This window comes from Sphingobium sp. BHU LFT2, from assembly GCF_018604485.1.
GTDB lineage: Bacteria > Pseudomonadota > Alphaproteobacteria > Sphingomonadales > Sphingomonadaceae > Sphingobium > Sphingobium yanoikuyae_A.
In genome coordinates, this window is the sequence record NZ_JAFCGW010000009.1 from 75011 (window position 1) to 88559 (window position 13549).

At 64.7% G+C, this 13549-nt stretch carries 14 protein-coding genes; 10 read left to right on the forward strand and 4 right to left on the reverse strand.

The features are described 5' to 3' along the window. The first annotated feature begins 122 nt into the window (after positions 1 to 122). The 8 genes from ccmC (at position 123) to JQK15_RS16810 (ending at position 6975) form a co-directional block, all read left to right on the forward strand. Complete coding sequence (ccmC, locus tag JQK15_RS16775; RefSeq protein WP_037506637.1) at positions 123 to 845, forward strand: heme ABC transporter permease CcmC; 723 nt, start codon at positions 123 to 125, stop codon at positions 843 to 845. A 2-nt stretch (positions 846 to 847) separates the two neighbouring features. Continuing rightward, positions 848 to 979, forward strand: a complete 132-nt coding sequence (gene ccmD / locus JQK15_RS16780) for a heme exporter protein CcmD (RefSeq protein WP_010337862.1) — start codon at positions 848 to 850, stop codon at positions 977 to 979. Beyond that, positions 976 to 1422: a cytochrome c maturation protein CcmE gene (gene ccmE, locus JQK15_RS16785; RefSeq protein ID WP_214866533.1), complete on the forward strand. Its 447-nt coding sequence runs from the start codon at positions 976 to 978 to the stop codon at positions 1420 to 1422. Before ccmD ends, ccmE begins: the two co-directional genes overlap by 4 nt. After that, a complete protein-coding gene (locus JQK15_RS16790; protein ID WP_214866534.1) occupies positions 1419 to 3347 on the forward strand; it encodes a heme lyase CcmF/NrfE family subunit in 1929 nt (642 codons plus the stop codon). The genes ccmE and JQK15_RS16790 overlap by 4 nt, the downstream gene beginning before the upstream one ends. Next, positions 3344 to 3871: a redoxin family protein gene (locus tag JQK15_RS16795; RefSeq protein WP_249258681.1), complete on the forward strand. Its 528-nt coding sequence runs from the start codon at positions 3344 to 3346 to the stop codon at positions 3869 to 3871. Before JQK15_RS16790 ends, JQK15_RS16795 begins: the two co-directional genes overlap by 4 nt. Then, on the forward strand, positions 3871 to 4281 hold the full coding sequence (locus JQK15_RS16800; protein WP_214866613.1) for a cytochrome c-type biogenesis protein: 411 nt from the start codon (positions 3871 to 3873) through the stop codon (positions 4279 to 4281). The genes JQK15_RS16795 and JQK15_RS16800 overlap by 1 nt, the downstream gene beginning before the upstream one ends. Then, positions 4278 to 4919: a tetratricopeptide repeat protein gene (locus tag JQK15_RS16805; protein WP_214866536.1), complete on the forward strand. Its 642-nt coding sequence runs from the start codon at positions 4278 to 4280 to the stop codon at positions 4917 to 4919. Before JQK15_RS16800 ends, JQK15_RS16805 begins: the two co-directional genes overlap by 4 nt. Positions 4920 to 5052: 133 nt before the next feature. Next, positions 5053 to 6975, forward strand: a complete 1923-nt coding sequence (locus tag JQK15_RS16810; RefSeq protein ID WP_214866537.1) for a potassium transporter Kup — start codon at positions 5053 to 5055, stop codon at positions 6973 to 6975. 7 nt (positions 6976 to 6982) lie between these two features. On the opposite strand, the gene JQK15_RS16815 is transcribed toward JQK15_RS16810, so the two are convergent. Next, positions 6983 to 8050, reverse strand: a complete 1068-nt coding sequence (locus JQK15_RS16815; protein ID WP_214866538.1) for a PA0069 family radical SAM protein — start codon at positions 8048 to 8050, stop codon at positions 6983 to 6985. Positions 8051 to 8136: 86 nt separating this feature from the next. Between JQK15_RS16815 and JQK15_RS16820 the strand changes: the two genes are divergently transcribed. Further along, entirely contained in the window at positions 8137 to 8649 is a 513-nt protein-coding gene (locus JQK15_RS16820) for a YbjN domain-containing protein (protein WP_004207277.1), read from the forward strand. A 60-nt stretch (positions 8650 to 8709) separates the two neighbouring features. Here JQK15_RS16820 and moaB read toward each other — a convergent pair whose 3' ends face one another. Genes moaB through JQK15_RS16835 form a run of 3 tightly spaced genes read right to left on the reverse strand, consistent with a single transcriptional unit; the run spans position 8710 to position 11803 of the window. Next, the gene (moaB, locus tag JQK15_RS16825; protein WP_214866539.1) at positions 8710 to 9237 is read right to left on the reverse strand and encodes a molybdenum cofactor biosynthesis protein B; all 528 of its coding nucleotides are present in this window, start codon (positions 9235 to 9237) and stop codon (positions 8710 to 8712) included. Further along, positions 9237 to 11024, reverse strand: coding sequence for a lytic transglycosylase domain-containing protein (locus tag JQK15_RS16830; protein ID WP_214866540.1), 1788 nt, complete (start codon positions 11022 to 11024; stop codon positions 9237 to 9239). Before JQK15_RS16830 ends, moaB begins: the two co-directional genes overlap by 1 nt. Continuing rightward, on the reverse strand, positions 11021 to 11803 hold the full coding sequence (locus JQK15_RS16835; protein WP_037519902.1) for a uracil-DNA glycosylase family protein: 783 nt from the start codon (positions 11801 to 11803) through the stop codon (positions 11021 to 11023). The genes JQK15_RS16830 and JQK15_RS16835 overlap by 4 nt, the downstream gene beginning before the upstream one ends. An 81-nt stretch (positions 11804 to 11884) precedes the next feature. Here JQK15_RS16835 and JQK15_RS16840 point away from each other — a divergent pair, with 81 nt between their 5' ends. Beyond that, positions 11885 to 13537: an electron transfer flavoprotein-ubiquinone oxidoreductase gene (locus JQK15_RS16840; protein WP_214866541.1), complete on the forward strand. Its 1653-nt coding sequence runs from the start codon at positions 11885 to 11887 to the stop codon at positions 13535 to 13537. Positions 13538 to 13549 lie beyond the last annotated feature (12 nt).

Sequence of the window (13549 nt, forward strand, 5' to 3'; positions counted from 1 at the left end):
TTGTCGCCTGCCTGTAACAAAAAAGCGTGGCCAATCGTGGCAACGCTGCGTTTTGCTGGCTTTTCCATGGGCTAAACGGCCACTGGCGTTGGCGTTCGGGTGTCGCTAAGAAACCTGTACTCATGCACCGTTTTGCCAATCCCGCCCGCTTCCTGAAGATCGCCCGTCCGATGACGGGCTGGCTGTTCTGGCCCGGCCTCGTGCTGCTGCTGGCCGGCTGCGCTTCGGGTCTGTTCCTGACGCCGGCGGATTATCTGCAGGGCGATACGGTGCGCATACTCTATATACATGTGCCGGCCGCGTGGCTCGGCATGGCGGGCTGGACCGGCATCGCCGTGTCCGGGCTGATGCAACTGGTCTGGCGCCATCCGCTGGCTTCCGTAGCCGGCCGCGCGATTGCGGCGCCGGGTGCGTTGTTCACCGCCATCTGCCTGATGACCGGTTCGATCTGGGGCCGGCCGACCTGGGGCACCTGGTGGGAATGGGACGGGCGCATGACGTCCATGCTGGTCCTACTCTTCCTCTATCTCGGCTATATCGCCCTGGCCAACGCATCGGCGCGGCAGGGGCAGGGCGGGGTCAGCCCGGTGACCGCGATCTTCGGCCTGGTCGGCGCGATCAACATCCCGATCATCAACCGTTCGGTGGTCTGGTGGAATAGCCTGCATCAGGGGCCGAGCATCACGATGCGCGGATCGAGCATCGACGGATCGTTGCTCTGGCCGCTCGGCCTGACGCTGTTCGGCTTCACCTTGTTGTTCGCGGCGATCGTACTGATGCGGATGCGGGCAATATTGGCACAAAATAAGGTCGAGGCGCGGATGCAGCGCCTGACGAGAGGGTAGAGATGAACCAATGGGCTTTCGTGATCGCCGCCTATGCCGTGACGGCGGTGGGTACGGCGATCGTCACCATCGCCAGCTGGCGCGCGATGCGGGCGGCGGAACGTCAGGCCGAACGACTGTCTGACCGGACATGAAAGCCAAACATCAACGACTGATCCTGGCGCTCGCAGCGCTGGTGGCGATCATCGGCGCCGGGCTGCTCGCCGTATCGGCGCTGAAGGACGAAGCGGCCTATTTCTACGCGCCAAACGACGTAAAGACCAAGGGTGTGGAGCCCGGCAAGGCGATCCGTCTGGGTGGCATGGTGGTGAAGGGTAGCCTGAGGCGTGCGGCCGATGGGGTGACGATCAATTTCGACGTGACCGACGGCAAGGCGACCGTGCCGGCGACCTTCAGCGGCATCGCGCCCGACCTGTTCAAGGAAGGCAGCGGTGTCGTGGCGGAAGGCGCTTTCGACCGGCAGGGGCGGTTCGTCGCCACCAATTTGCTGGCCAAGCATGACGAGCGCTACATGCCGCGCGAACTGGACGGCATGACCTATAATGAAACCACGCATGAGATGAAGGCCGCGCCATGATCGCCGAAGCCGGTCTTGCCGCCCTGTGGTTTGCCGCGGTCCTCGCGCTGCTCCAGCTGTTTCTGGTCGGCATGGGGCTGGCGGGCGGCAAGGGCGAGGTGCTGGGCGCCGTCCGTCCTGTCGCTGTTTTGCAGGGCGTGCTGACGGCCGCTGCCTTTGTCGCGCTGATCAGCCTGTTCCTGCGGTCCGACATGTCGGTGCTGCTGGTGGCGACCAACAGCCATTCGGCCAAGCCCTGGCTCTACAAGTTCGCCGGAACCTGGGGCAATCATGAAGGGTCGATGCTGCTCTGGGTCACGGTGATGGGCGTCGCCGGCGCGGCCGTGGCCCTGTTCGAGCGCGCGTTGAAGCGCGACGCGCATATGGCGACGCTGGGGGCGCAGGCGGCGATCAGCCTGGGCTTCTACGCCTTCCTGCTCTTCTCCTCCAATCCCTTCGCCCGCATTTCCCCGGCACCGGCGGACGGGCAGGGGCTCAACCCGCTGCTGCAGGATCCCGGCCTCGCCTTCCATCCGCCGACGCTCTATCTTGGCTATGTCGGCCTGTCGGTCGCTTTTTCCTTTGCGGTCGGCGCCTTGCTGACGCGGCAGGTGGACGCCGCCTTCGCCCGCGCCATGCGCCCCTGGGTGCTGGCCGCCTGGGTCATGCTGACGCTTGGCATCACGGCGGGCAGCTATTGGGCCTATTATGAGCTGGGCTGGGGCGGCTGGTGGTTCTGGGATCCGGTCGAAAATGCGTCGCTGATGCCCTGGCTGGCGGCGACCGCGTTGCTGCACAGTGTGACCGTGCTGGCGACCCGCGACGCGCTGCGCGCCTGGACGGTGATGCTGGCCGTCGTCGCCTTCTCCATGTCGATGGTCGGCACCTTCCTGGTCCGGTCGGGCATATTGACCAGCGTCCATGCCTTCGCCGTCGATCCGGAGCGGGGCAGTTTCATCCTGGCCTTGCTGGCGCTCTACATTGGCGGCGCCTTGGCCCTGTTCGGCTGGCGGATCGGCACGGTGCGCGAGGGCGCGCCGTTCGAACTGGTAAGCCGCGAAACCTTCCTGGTGGTCAACAACCTGTTGCTTTCGGTGATCCTCGGGCTGGTGCTGATCGGCACGCTTTACCCGCTGATGACCGAAGCATTCGGGCACAAGGTGTCGGTCGGCGCGCCCTATTTCGATCGCATTGCCGGGCCGATTGCGCTCATCCTGCTGATCGTCATGGCGGCAGGGCCGCTCACTCGCTGGCGTCGGGATCAGGCGCGCGCCGTGGCCGGGCGCATGCTCGTTCCGACGGCGGTCGCACTGGCGGCCGTGGTGCTGGTCGGTGCGCTCGCCTGGGGCCGGATCGGGCTGTTGCCCTATTGCGGGCTGGTGGTGGCGCTGGCCGTCGGCGTGGGATCGCTCGCGCCGCTGTGGAAGCGCAACCTGCGCCGCACGCCGCTCTTCACCTATGGCATGGTGATCGCCCATCTGGGCTGTGCCGTCAGCCTGGCGGGCATGGCCTGCGATTCGGCGTTCACGGTCGAGAAGCTGGTGGCAGTCCGGCCGGGCGACAGCATCGAGACGGCCGGCTGGACGCTGCGCTTCCAGCGCATCCTGCCGCTTGCCGGCGACAATTGGACGGCTCTGCAGGCGGACGTCATTGCGGAGCGCAGCGGCCGCGCGGTCGTGATCCATCCGCAATCGCGCTTCTTCGCCTCGCCGCCGACGACCACGACGGAAGCGGCGCTGCTGACCCGGTGGAATGGCCAGCTCTATGTCGTGCTGGGGCAGGAAGCCGATGCCGGCCGCTGGCAGATGCGGATCTGGTGGAAGCCGTTCGTGACGCTGATCTGGCTGGGCGGCATCATGATCGCGCTGGGCGGCCTGCTGGCGCTGGTCGGACGAGAGCGGCGCGGCTGGCTGATGAAATGGCGGGCGCGGAGGGCAATGGCATGAGGAAGCTGCTGATCTGGCTACCGCTTGTCCTGTTCCTCGGCTTCTTCGCGCTGTTCGCAAGCGGCCTGTTCAAGCCGGATGACCGCGTCATCACCTCCAAGCTGATTGGCCAGGCTTTGCCGGCCTTCACCCTGCCGGCTGCTGCCAGCGATCGTCCCGCGCTCGCCAGCACGCAATTGGCGGATGGCAAGCCGCGCCTGCTCAACATCTTTGCCAGCTGGTGCATTCCCTGCGCGGCGGAGGCGCCGCAACTGATGGCGCTCAAGCAGGCTGGGGTGGCGATAGACGCGATCGCGATCCGCGATGCCCGGCCCGATGTCGACGCCTTCCTGGCGCGCAACGGCAATCCCTATAGCCGGATTGGCCTGGATGCGCGCAGTGGCGTGCAGATCGCGCTCGGCTCGTCGGGCGTGCCGGAAACCTTCGTGATCGATGGCAAGGGCAGGATTGCCTATCAGCATATTGGCGACATCCGCGCCGATGACGTGCCGATGCTGCTGCAACGGCTGAAGGACGCGCAATGATGCGGGGGCTGCTTTTTCTCCTCCTGTTGATGCTGGCAGCGCCGGTTCAGGCGCAGACCGCCCTGCCGCCCGCGCCATATGCCGACCGGCAGCTTGATGACCCGGCGCTGGAGCGCAAGGCGAAGGCGCTGATGGAAACCATCCGCTGCCTTACCTGCCAGAGCCAGTCGATCGCCGATTCGAACGCCAGCATGGCGGGCGACATGCGTTCCGAGATACGCGAGCGGATCAGGGCGGGGGAGGAACCGGAGCATATCAGGCGCTGGCTGATCGAGCGTTATGGCGACTGGGTGAGCTATGAGCCGACGGCCGCGCCGATCCTCTGGCCGCTATGGGCGGCGCCGATCATCCTGCTTGCATTGGGGTTGTTGTTGATGCGCGGACGGATCAAGCGGAGGCCGCGGGCATGACGGGCTGGATCATTGCTTTCGGCCTCGCCATCATGGCCATGGCGGTGCTCTGCTTCATCGGGCGTATCCCGCGCGTGACGCGGGAGATCGTTGCGGCGGCTTTGCTGGTCGGCCTCGCGGGCTATGCCTGGCAGGGGCATCCCGGCCTAGCCGGCGCGCCGCGACAGGTCGCGGCCGAGAAGGAAGCGCAGTTCGACGAGAAGCTGGCGGAGCGACGCCGCAGCCTGGCGGAGCGCTATGGCCCGGCCGGCCAATGGCTGATCATGTCGGATTCCTACGGGCGGCGCGGCCTGACCAAGGAGGCGGCCAATATCCTGCTCTCCGGCCTCAAGCAGACGCCGGAAGACGCCAATCTGTGGCTCGGCATGGGGAATGCGCTGGTCGCGCATGCCGATGGCGTGGTCGCGCCGGCGGCCGACTATGCCTATCGCCAGGCGTTGCGGCTGGACCCGGAAGGGCCGGCGCCGCGCTATTTCTATGGCCTCGCCCTCGCCCAGGCCGGGCAATTGGACGCGGCGCGCAAACAATGGTTGCCGCTGGCGCAATCGGCGCCCGAAGGCAGCAAGATCAAGGCGGAACTGCAGGCCAATATCGCGCGTATCGACGCCATGCTGGCGATGGATGCGGCTCCACGATGATCCGCATCGGGGCGATCATTGCGTGAACCCTGTGCCCATGGTAGGGGCCGGCGGTTTGCTGGGCTCCGTCCTTGGAATGAGAATTGCCCTGGCAAGGGTTGCGACATGATATTGATGATCGGGCATTTCCTTCATGGCTGATGACAGCGCGGTCGCCGTCCCCGAAGACGGCGAGCAGGAAGGGCATGGCCATGCCCGCCAGAAAGCCACGGCCAAGCTGGTCGTCGGCGCGATCGGCATCGTCTTCGGCGATATCGGCACCAGCCCGCTCTACGCCTTCCGCGAAACCTTTGCGGGGCACCATCATCTCGACCTCGATCCCGACCATATATTGGGCGTCATCAGCCTGATGTTCTGGTCGATGATGCTGGTCGTGACGCTCAAATATGTCAGCATCATCATGCGCGCCGACAATAAGGGCGAGGGTGGCAGCCTGGCTCTGCTGGCGCTGATCAACGGCCAGACCAAGACGCAGCGCTGGTCGCGCGGCATCGTGCTGCTGGGCGTGTTCGCGACTGCCCTCTTCTACGGCGATTCGATGATCACGCCGGCGGTTTCCGTGCTGTCGGCGGTGGAAGGTCTGGCGGTCTACAACGCCAACCTGGCGCCGGCGATCCTGCCGGTTGCGGTGCTGATCCTGCTTGGATTGTTCTGGATCCAGGGGTTGGGGACCAACAAGGTTGCGACCCTGTTCGGGCCGATCATGCTGATCTATTTCGTGACGATCGCGTCGCTCGGCGTGCTCAGCATCGTCAAGACGCCGGGCATCCTCTACGCCTTCAATCCCTATTGGGCGGTGATGTTCTTTGCCACCGATCCGCTGCCCGCCTTCCTGGCGCTGGGCTCGGTCGTTCTGGCGGTGACGGGCGCGGAGGCGCTCTATGCCGATATGGGCCATTTCGGCCGCAGCCCGATCCGCGTGTCCTGGCTGATCTTCGTGCTGCCGGCACTGATGCTCAACTATATGGGACAGGGCGCGCTGCTCTTCCGTGAAGGTGCCGCGGCGCTGCACAGCCCCTTCTACAATCTTGCGCCGCAATGGATGCAGTTGCCGCTGATCGGCCTTGCCACGCTGGCGGCGATCATCGCGTCGCAGGCGGTCATATCGGGCGCTTTCTCGGTCACGCAGCAGGCGATCCAGCTCGGCTTCATGCCGCGCCTGCGGATCGAGCATACCAGCGCGTCGACGGCTGGCCAGATCTACATTCCCCTGATCAACTGGGGGCTGATGGTGATGGTCATCCTGCTGGTGCTGGTGTTCAAGACCTCGTCCAACCTGACCGCGGCCTATGGCATTGCCGTCACCGGTGCGATGTTCATCGACAATGTGCTGCTGACCGTGGTGCTGTACCGACTTTGGTACTGGAAATGGTATTATGCCGCGCCGCTGCTTGCCGTCTTCTACCTGGTCGATGGCGCCTATCTGGCAGCCAATCTGACCAAGGTACCCGACGGCGGCTGGTTCCCGCTGCTGATCGGCTTCGTCGTCTTCACCTTGCTGACCACCTGGTCGCGCGGGCGCCGGCTGGTGCAGGAACGGCTGCGCGAGGCAGCGATGCCGATCCCGGTATTCGTGGCTTCGGCCGCCAACAGCGCGGTGCGCGTGCCGGGCACGGCCGTCTTCATGACCTCGACGCCCGATGGCGTGCCGCATGCGCTGCTGCATAATCTCAAGCACAACAAGGTGCTGCACGAGCGGGTGATCCTGTTGACCGTCAAGATTAAGGATGTGCCGGTGGTCGAGGATGATGGCCGGTGCAAGCTGGAGGATCTGGGGCGCGGCTTCTTCCGTCTGGTGCTGCAATATGGCTTCATGCAGGAGCCGGATGTTCCGGCCGCGCTCAAGAACGTCACCGGCTGCGGCCAGGCGTTCAAGATGATGGACACCAGCTTCTTCCTGGCGCGCCAGACGCTGCTGCCTTCGGCCAATCCCGGCATGCCGCTGTGGCGCGAGAAGATCTTTGCCTGGATGCTCCGCAACGCGGAAAGCGCGATGGAATTCTTCCGCCTGCCGACCAATCGCGTGGTCGAACTGGGCAGCCAGGTCGAGATTTGACCGGCCTCTAGAAGAGCCGCATCTGCGCGCCCTCGGGCGGCCGGAACAGGTCGGTGCGGACGCTGATCCGCGCCTGCCCCAGATTGGCCTTGCGGCGGGCCTTGATGAAGCGGGTGCGGGTCAGGTCGGCCCAGACGCCCTGGCCGCGCATCCGGCTGCCGAAATCGGGATCATTGTCGCGGCCGCCGCGAATGTCCCGGATCATCGCCATCACCTTGGCGGCGCGATCGGGATAATGGGTTTCCAGCCAGGCGCGGAACAGCGGCGCGACCTCATGCGGCAGGCGGACCAGGATGTAATTGACGTCCTGCGCGCCGGCCATGGCAAGTCGCGCCACCACCTGTTCGATCTCATGATCGTTGATCGCCGGGATGATCGGCGACATGTTGGCCGATACCGGCACGCCGGCTTCGGCCAGGCGAGCGATCGCGGCAATCCGCCGTTCGGGATGGGGCGCGCGCGGCTCCAGCGTGCGCGCGACCTTGGGATCGAGCGAGGTGACCGAAATCATCACCGCGACCAGATTGTCGCGCGCCAGATCGGCAAGCAGGTCGATGTCGCGCAGGATGCGGTCGGACTTGGTGGTGATGAAGACCGGATGGCGGCATTCCACCATCACCTCCAGCAATTGGCGCGTGATCCCCCAATCCTTCTCGATCGGCTGATAGGGATCGGTATTCGTGCCCATGGCGATCGGCGAGACGCTGTAGTTGCGGCGCGCAAGTTCCTTGCGGAGCAGCGCCGCCGCGTCCGGCTTGGCGAACAGCCGCGTCTCGAAATCCAGGCCGGGCGACAGGTCATGATAGGCGTGGGTCGGCCGGGCAAAGCAATAGATGCAGCCATGCTCGCAGCCGGCATAGGCGTTGATCGACTGGGAGAAGGCGATGTCGGGCGACGTGTTGCGCGAGATGATCGTACGCGGCGTGATCAGCGAGACTCTGGTGCGCAGTTTCTGGGCCGGTCCGTCGATCGCTTCCACGGCGTCGAGCCAGTCGCCGTCCGCCTCGCGCGCGGCCAGATTGAACCGGTTGCTTGCCTGGTTGTGCGTTGCGCCGCGTCCGGGGATGTTTGTCATCCGGAAATAAGAACATATCATGAACTTATTGACAAGGTTGCTTCCGACGCGTCATGGCTGCCCCCTTGAAAGCAGGGGGAAATATCATGCGTGCCTGGTGGCTTGTTCCGGCTCTGATGATGATGGCAGGCGCGGCCGATGCCGCGACGCCGACGACGGATTGTGCTGCCAATATGGTCTGCGCCAGCCGGCCGCAGTCGGTGGTCGATGCGTTGCAGGCGGCGGGCTACAAGGCGGCGCTGACGAAGAGCAAGTCGACCGGCAATCCGATGATCGAGAGCGCTGCCAGCGGCTATAATTTCACCATCTATTTCTATGGCTGCGAAGAGATGAAGGACTGCAACTCGTTGCAGTTCGGTATCAATTTCGCAGATGATGGCGGCAACACGGTCGAACTGGCGAACAAGTGGAACCAGTCCAAGCGCTTCATCCAGATGTCGCTGGCCGACGACAAGACGCTGGACGTGTCCTATGACGTCAGCACGATCGGCGGCCTCAACCAGGAGAATTTCGCCGACGTGGTCGACTGGTGGTCAGTGATGCTCGGCGAACTCAGCAAATTCTTCAAGGAGAACCCGGCGCCCACGCTCAAGAAGTGAAGGGGAGCGGGGTGGAGCCGTAACGAAAAATCGCCCTTTCGCGATTTTTCAAACAGCCGCTCAGCGCTCGGTGAGGCGCGGCATCAGCTCTACGAAATTGCAGGGGCGGAACCGGCTGTCGAGCTGGCTGGAGAGAATGCCGTCCCATGCATCCCGCACGGCGCCGGTCGAGCCGGGCAGCGCGAAGATATAGGTGCCGCGCGCGACGCAGGCGGTGGCGCGCGACTGGATGGTCGAGGTGCCGATCGACTGATAGCTGAGCCACCGGAACAGTTCGCCGAAACCGGGAATTTCCTTGTCCTGCACCTGGACTAGTGCCTCGGGCGTGACGTCCCGGCCGGTGACGCCGGTGCCGCCGGTGGTCAGGATCACATCGATCTGCGGATCATCGATCCAGGCGTGAAGGCGCGCGACGATGGCGCTGCGATCATCGGTAACGATCAGCCGGTCGGCCAGGACATGGCCCGCGCCGGTCAGGCGATCGACCAGCGTGTCGCCGGACCGGTCATCGGCCAGGGTGCGGGTGTCGGAAACGGTCAGGACGGCGATGCGGACGGGCAGGAAGGTCCGGCCCTCGTCGATCGGCATCAGTCCGATCCGCCGGCGATCATCGCCCGGCCATCGGCCTTGCTGAGACGCACCAGCTTGACGCCCTTGGCATTGGGGAAGGTTGGCCACATGCCCTGCGCCATGCCGGTCAGGCAATCTGCCTCGCCCTTCGCCTGGATCTGGTACATCCAGTAGTTGCGCATGACGATGTTCACATAGGCGCGGGTTTCATAATAGGGCAGGGATTCGATGAAGAGCAGTGGATCGCCCTTGTCCTTCACCTCGCTGTTCCAGCGTTCGACCGGCAGCGGGCCGGCATTATAGGCGGCCATCACCTTGGGCAGCAGGCCGCCGGTCGCGCTCATGTCGCGCAGCGATTCCAGATAGCGCTGGCCATATTCCATGTTGGTGGACGGCACGAACAATTGCGATGCGTTGGACAGGCCGACATCGCCGGCGGTTCCGGGTCGCACCTGCATCAGGCCGCGGGCGCCGGCGCTGGAGACGACGTCCGAACGGAAGCCGGATTCCTGCAGCGTATGGGCGTAGATCAGCGATGGGTCGACACGCCAGCCGCCGTCCGGCCGCCAGGCCGGCGCCGGGAAGCGGGCGAAGCTGTCGGGCTGCTTGCCGGCCGGGCCATTATGGGCGAGCCAGAGCTGGGTTGCGGGCAGGTTGAGCGCGCTGGCTAAGCGTAGCAGCGCATCATATTGGGTCGTGCCGCCCAGCTTCGCCTGATAGCGCAAAATCTCGTCGGCGCGGCCATTTTCGCCAATATCGGCCAGCGCGATCGCGCTGCGGACATTGGGGCTGTCCTTGAGCTGGCGCCAGTCATTGTCGCTGAAACGCGCATTCATGGTCGCCCCGCCCAGTGGCATGCCCAGGCTTTCGCGGGCGAGCAGGCCATAGAAGGTCTCGTCGGACCGGGCTGCGAGCTTCAGCATATTCTCGACCTTCTCGGCCTCGCCGCAGACCATGTAGGCGCGCGATGCCCAATAGGCGCCGGCTGCCCGCATGTCCGCGTCGCCCGCCAGCGCGGCGACATTGGCGAAAGCCGGAGCGGCGGCGCGGCAATCATTTTGGCGCCAGGCGGCCAGGCCCGTCGTCCAGTGGGCCTGCACGGTCCAGTCACCGCCGGTACGGGTTTCGAGCGCGCGCGCCGCCATGCGGCGCGCATTGAGATCATCGCTCTCGATATAATAGGCCCAGGCAACACGCTGGCGCACCTCGGTCAGGCCTTCGGGCGTCAGGCCCGCTTCGCCGGCGGTGAGTAGGCCTTCCGCGCCGGCCGGATCATCATTCTTGATGAAGGTCAGGATCTGGGCCGACAGGCTCTGCGCGAGAACGTCCGTCTTGCTGCCGCTGACATATTGGCGGCGCGGGGCGGAGCCGAGCCATACCAGCTTCTGCACCTGCGGCAGATCAGGCAGGATGGTCGCGCCGCGCTTCTGCGCCAGGCGGGAAAGCTGGTCGGCCTTGGGCAGCCAGGCTGCCTTGTTGACGAGGTCGAGCAGATCGAACAGCTCGACGCGCGGCGATCCCTTGGCAAGATAAAGTTCCGACAGGGCGAGCGGGCGGACCGCATCCTGCGGGTCAAGTGCCAGGATCATCGCCTTGGCATCCGACCATTTCTGGTCGCGCAGGGCAGCGAAGATGGCGTTGTAGCGCGCCTTGTCGCCATCGGATAGCTGCAGCGGCGTTCCGGCGGTGGAATTGGTCGGCAAGGTGGGGAGGGTTTCGGCCGCCTTGGCGCCGGCCGGGATCGCCAGCGCCGCGCTCATGCTGAGCAGGGCAAGGCTGGAAATGCGGGTTGCAACGCGAATCACGGGCGATCTTCCTCAATCAGGCTTTGGAGGGCGCGCCAGCATTCCGCCTTGGCCGCGGGCTGGCTGAGCAGCAGGCGCGGATGGAATGTGGCAATGGCGGGCACAGTGCCGCCATCATGGTTAAAGGGGCGTAAACCGGCGGGCCGGTCCGCGCCATCGGTCGGAAGCAGCGCACGGACTGTCCGATCGCCCAGCAGGAGCAGGCGGCGCGGCGCGGCGAGATGGACATGGAGCCTGATGCGATCGGCGACATGCGCCAGATCGCTGGCCTCCACCATGCCACCGGCGGGGCGGACGGTGAACAGCGAGGCCAGGCAGATATCGTCACGGCGCAGGCCGATGGCCCGCATCATGGCATCGAACAGCGCGCCCGCGCGATCGGCGAATAAATGGCCCGCGCCGGCATCTGCCATGTCGGGCATGTCGGTGATGACCATCAGCGACGCTTCGGCCGGGCCGGTCGGCAGGATCGGGGTGCCGGGCCATTTGCGTTCGGGCTGGGCCGAATCACTGGCAAGCCATTCGAGATAGGCGTCCAGCGTCTTGGGTTTTTCGGGGGGCGGTGGAGCAAAGGCCTTCGCAGCCTGCTCGGCCAGTTGCGCGCGTGTCGGCTGGGGCCGCAACCAGTTGACTGGTGCTTCCGCTACGGCGCCGTCCACCCCCGCCAGCGACCACCACGCCAGATAGGCGTCCGGCGCTGCGGCTCCAAAGTCCCGCTCTAATCCCCGCATCACGATGCCCTTGGGCCAGAGGTTGACGCGAGGGTCAAGAATCTTCATCGCGTGGAATGTCAAAACGTTGGAGTAATAAGGCGACCGGATGGCCGGACATGTGCTGGCGGGCGCCTTTATGGAGGGATTATGAGCGAACGGGATTCGATGCCCTATGACATCGTCATCGTCGGTGGGGGACCGGCTGGCCTGTCTGCAGCGATCCGGCTGAAGCAACTGGCCAATGCCGCCGGGCAGGAACTGGCCGTCTGCGTGCTGGAAAAGGGGTCGGAAATCGGCGCCCATATCCTGTCAGGCGCGGTGGTCGATCCCAGGGCGCTGGATGAGCTGATCCCCGACTGGAAGGAACAGGGCTGCCCGATGGCCGATGTTCCGGTCACCGACAACCAGCATTGGGTCTTGTCCAAGGCGGGCAAGATGGCGATGCCGCACATCATGACGCCGGGCTGGATGCACAATAAGGGCACCTATACCGGATCGCTGGGCAATCTGTGCCGCTGGCTGGCCGAGCAGGCCGAAGGTCTTGGCGTCGAAATCTTCCCCGGCTTCGCCGCTGCCGAAATCCTCTACAATGAGGATGGCAGCGTGAAGGGCGTCGCGACCGGCGACATGGGCATTGCCCGTGATGGCGAGCGCAAGGCGGACTATCAGCCGGGCCTGGAACTGCACGCCAAATATACTTTCTTTGCGGAGGGCGCGCGCGGCCACCTGACCAAGATCCTCAAGCGCCAGTTCGACCTGGAGGCCGATTGCGAGCCGCAGGTCTATGGTCTGGGGATGAAGGAATTGTGGGACATCGATCCCGCCAAGCATCAGCCGGGCCTTGTCATCCATACGCAGGGATGGCCGCTAACTGACGCATATGGCGGCGGTTTTCTATACCATCAGGCCAATGGCCAGGTTGCGCTCGGCTTCGTCGTGGGCCTGGGCTATCGCAACCCGCATCTCTATCCGTTCGAGGAATTCCAGCGCTGGAAGCAGCATCCGGAAATCCGCAAGTTCCTGGAGGGTGGTCGCCGCGTTTCCTATGGCGCGCGCGCGATCAACGAGGGCGGCTGGCAGTCGATCCCCAAGCTGGTCTTCCCCGGCGGTGCTCTGATCGGTTGCTCGGCCGGATTCGTCAATGTGCCGCGCATCAAGGGCAGCCATACCGCCATGAAGTCGGGCATGCTGGCCGCCGAGGCTGCGTTCGAGGCGATCCAGGGCGAGCGGGCGCGCGACGTGCTGCACGATTATGAGGATCGGCTGCGTTCCAGCTGGATCGCGGACGAGTTGAAGCTGGTGAAGAATGCCGAGCCGCTGCTGGCCAAGTTCGGCAACACCATCGGCACGCTGCTGGCGGGTATCGACATGTGGATGCGCACGCTCAAGATCGGCCTGCCTTTCACCATGAAGCACAAGCCCGATTGCGAGAAATTGTGGCGCAAGGACCAGTGCGAGAAGATCGCCTATCCCAAGCCCGATGGCGTGATCAGTTTCGATCGTCTGTCCTCGGTGTTCCTGTCGAACACCAATCATGAGGAGGACCAGCCGGTCCATCTGCAGTTGAAGGATCCGTCGGTCCCGATTTCCTACAATCTGCCCCTTTATGACGAGCCGGCTCAGCGTTATTGTCCTGCCGGTGTCTATGAAGTGGTCGGTCTGGAAGAAGGGGAGCCTCGCTTCCAGATCAACGCGCAGAATTGCGTCCACTGCAAGACATGCGACATCAAGGACCCGACCCAGAATATCAACTGGGTCGTGCCCGAGGGCGGTGGAGGACCGAATTATCCGAACATGTAGGGGCCTGATTCC

Excerpts from the sequence above, each read along its gene's own strand:
- ccmC (WP_037506637.1), top strand. The coding sequence starts at position 123 with ATGCACCGTTTTGCCAATCCCGCCCGCTTCCTGAAGATCGCCCGTCCG.
- ccmD (WP_010337862.1), top strand. The coding sequence starts at position 848 with ATGAACCAATGGGCTTTCGTGATCGCCGCCTATGCCGTGACGGCGGTG.
- ccmE (WP_214866533.1), top strand. The coding sequence starts at position 976 with ATGAAAGCCAAACATCAACGACTGATCCTGGCGCTCGCAGCGCTGGTG.
- JQK15_RS16790 (WP_214866534.1), top strand. The coding sequence starts at position 1,419 with ATGATCGCCGAAGCCGGTCTTGCCGCCCTGTGGTTTGCCGCGGTCCTC.
- JQK15_RS16795 (WP_249258681.1), top strand. The coding sequence starts at position 3,344 with ATGAGGAAGCTGCTGATCTGGCTACCGCTTGTCCTGTTCCTCGGCTTC.
- JQK15_RS16800 (WP_214866613.1), top strand. The coding sequence starts at position 3,871 with ATGCGGGGGCTGCTTTTTCTCCTCCTGTTGATGCTGGCAGCGCCGGTT.
- JQK15_RS16805 (WP_214866536.1), top strand. The coding sequence starts at position 4,278 with ATGACGGGCTGGATCATTGCTTTCGGCCTCGCCATCATGGCCATGGCG.
- JQK15_RS16810 (WP_214866537.1), top strand. The coding sequence starts at position 5,053 with ATGGCTGATGACAGCGCGGTCGCCGTCCCCGAAGACGGCGAGCAGGAA.
- JQK15_RS16815 (WP_214866538.1), bottom strand. The coding sequence starts at position 8,050 with ATGACAAACATCCCCGGACGCGGCGCAACGCACAACCAGGCAAGCAAC.
- JQK15_RS16820 (WP_004207277.1), top strand. The coding sequence starts at position 8,137 with ATGCGTGCCTGGTGGCTTGTTCCGGCTCTGATGATGATGGCAGGCGCG.
- moaB (WP_214866539.1), bottom strand. The coding sequence starts at position 9,237 with ATGCCGATCGACGAGGGCCGGACCTTCCTGCCCGTCCGCATCGCCGTC.
- JQK15_RS16835 (WP_037519902.1), bottom strand. The coding sequence starts at position 11,803 with ATGAAGATTCTTGACCCTCGCGTCAACCTCTGGCCCAAGGGCATCGTG.
- JQK15_RS16840 (WP_214866541.1), top strand. The coding sequence starts at position 11,885 with ATGAGCGAACGGGATTCGATGCCCTATGACATCGTCATCGTCGGTGGG.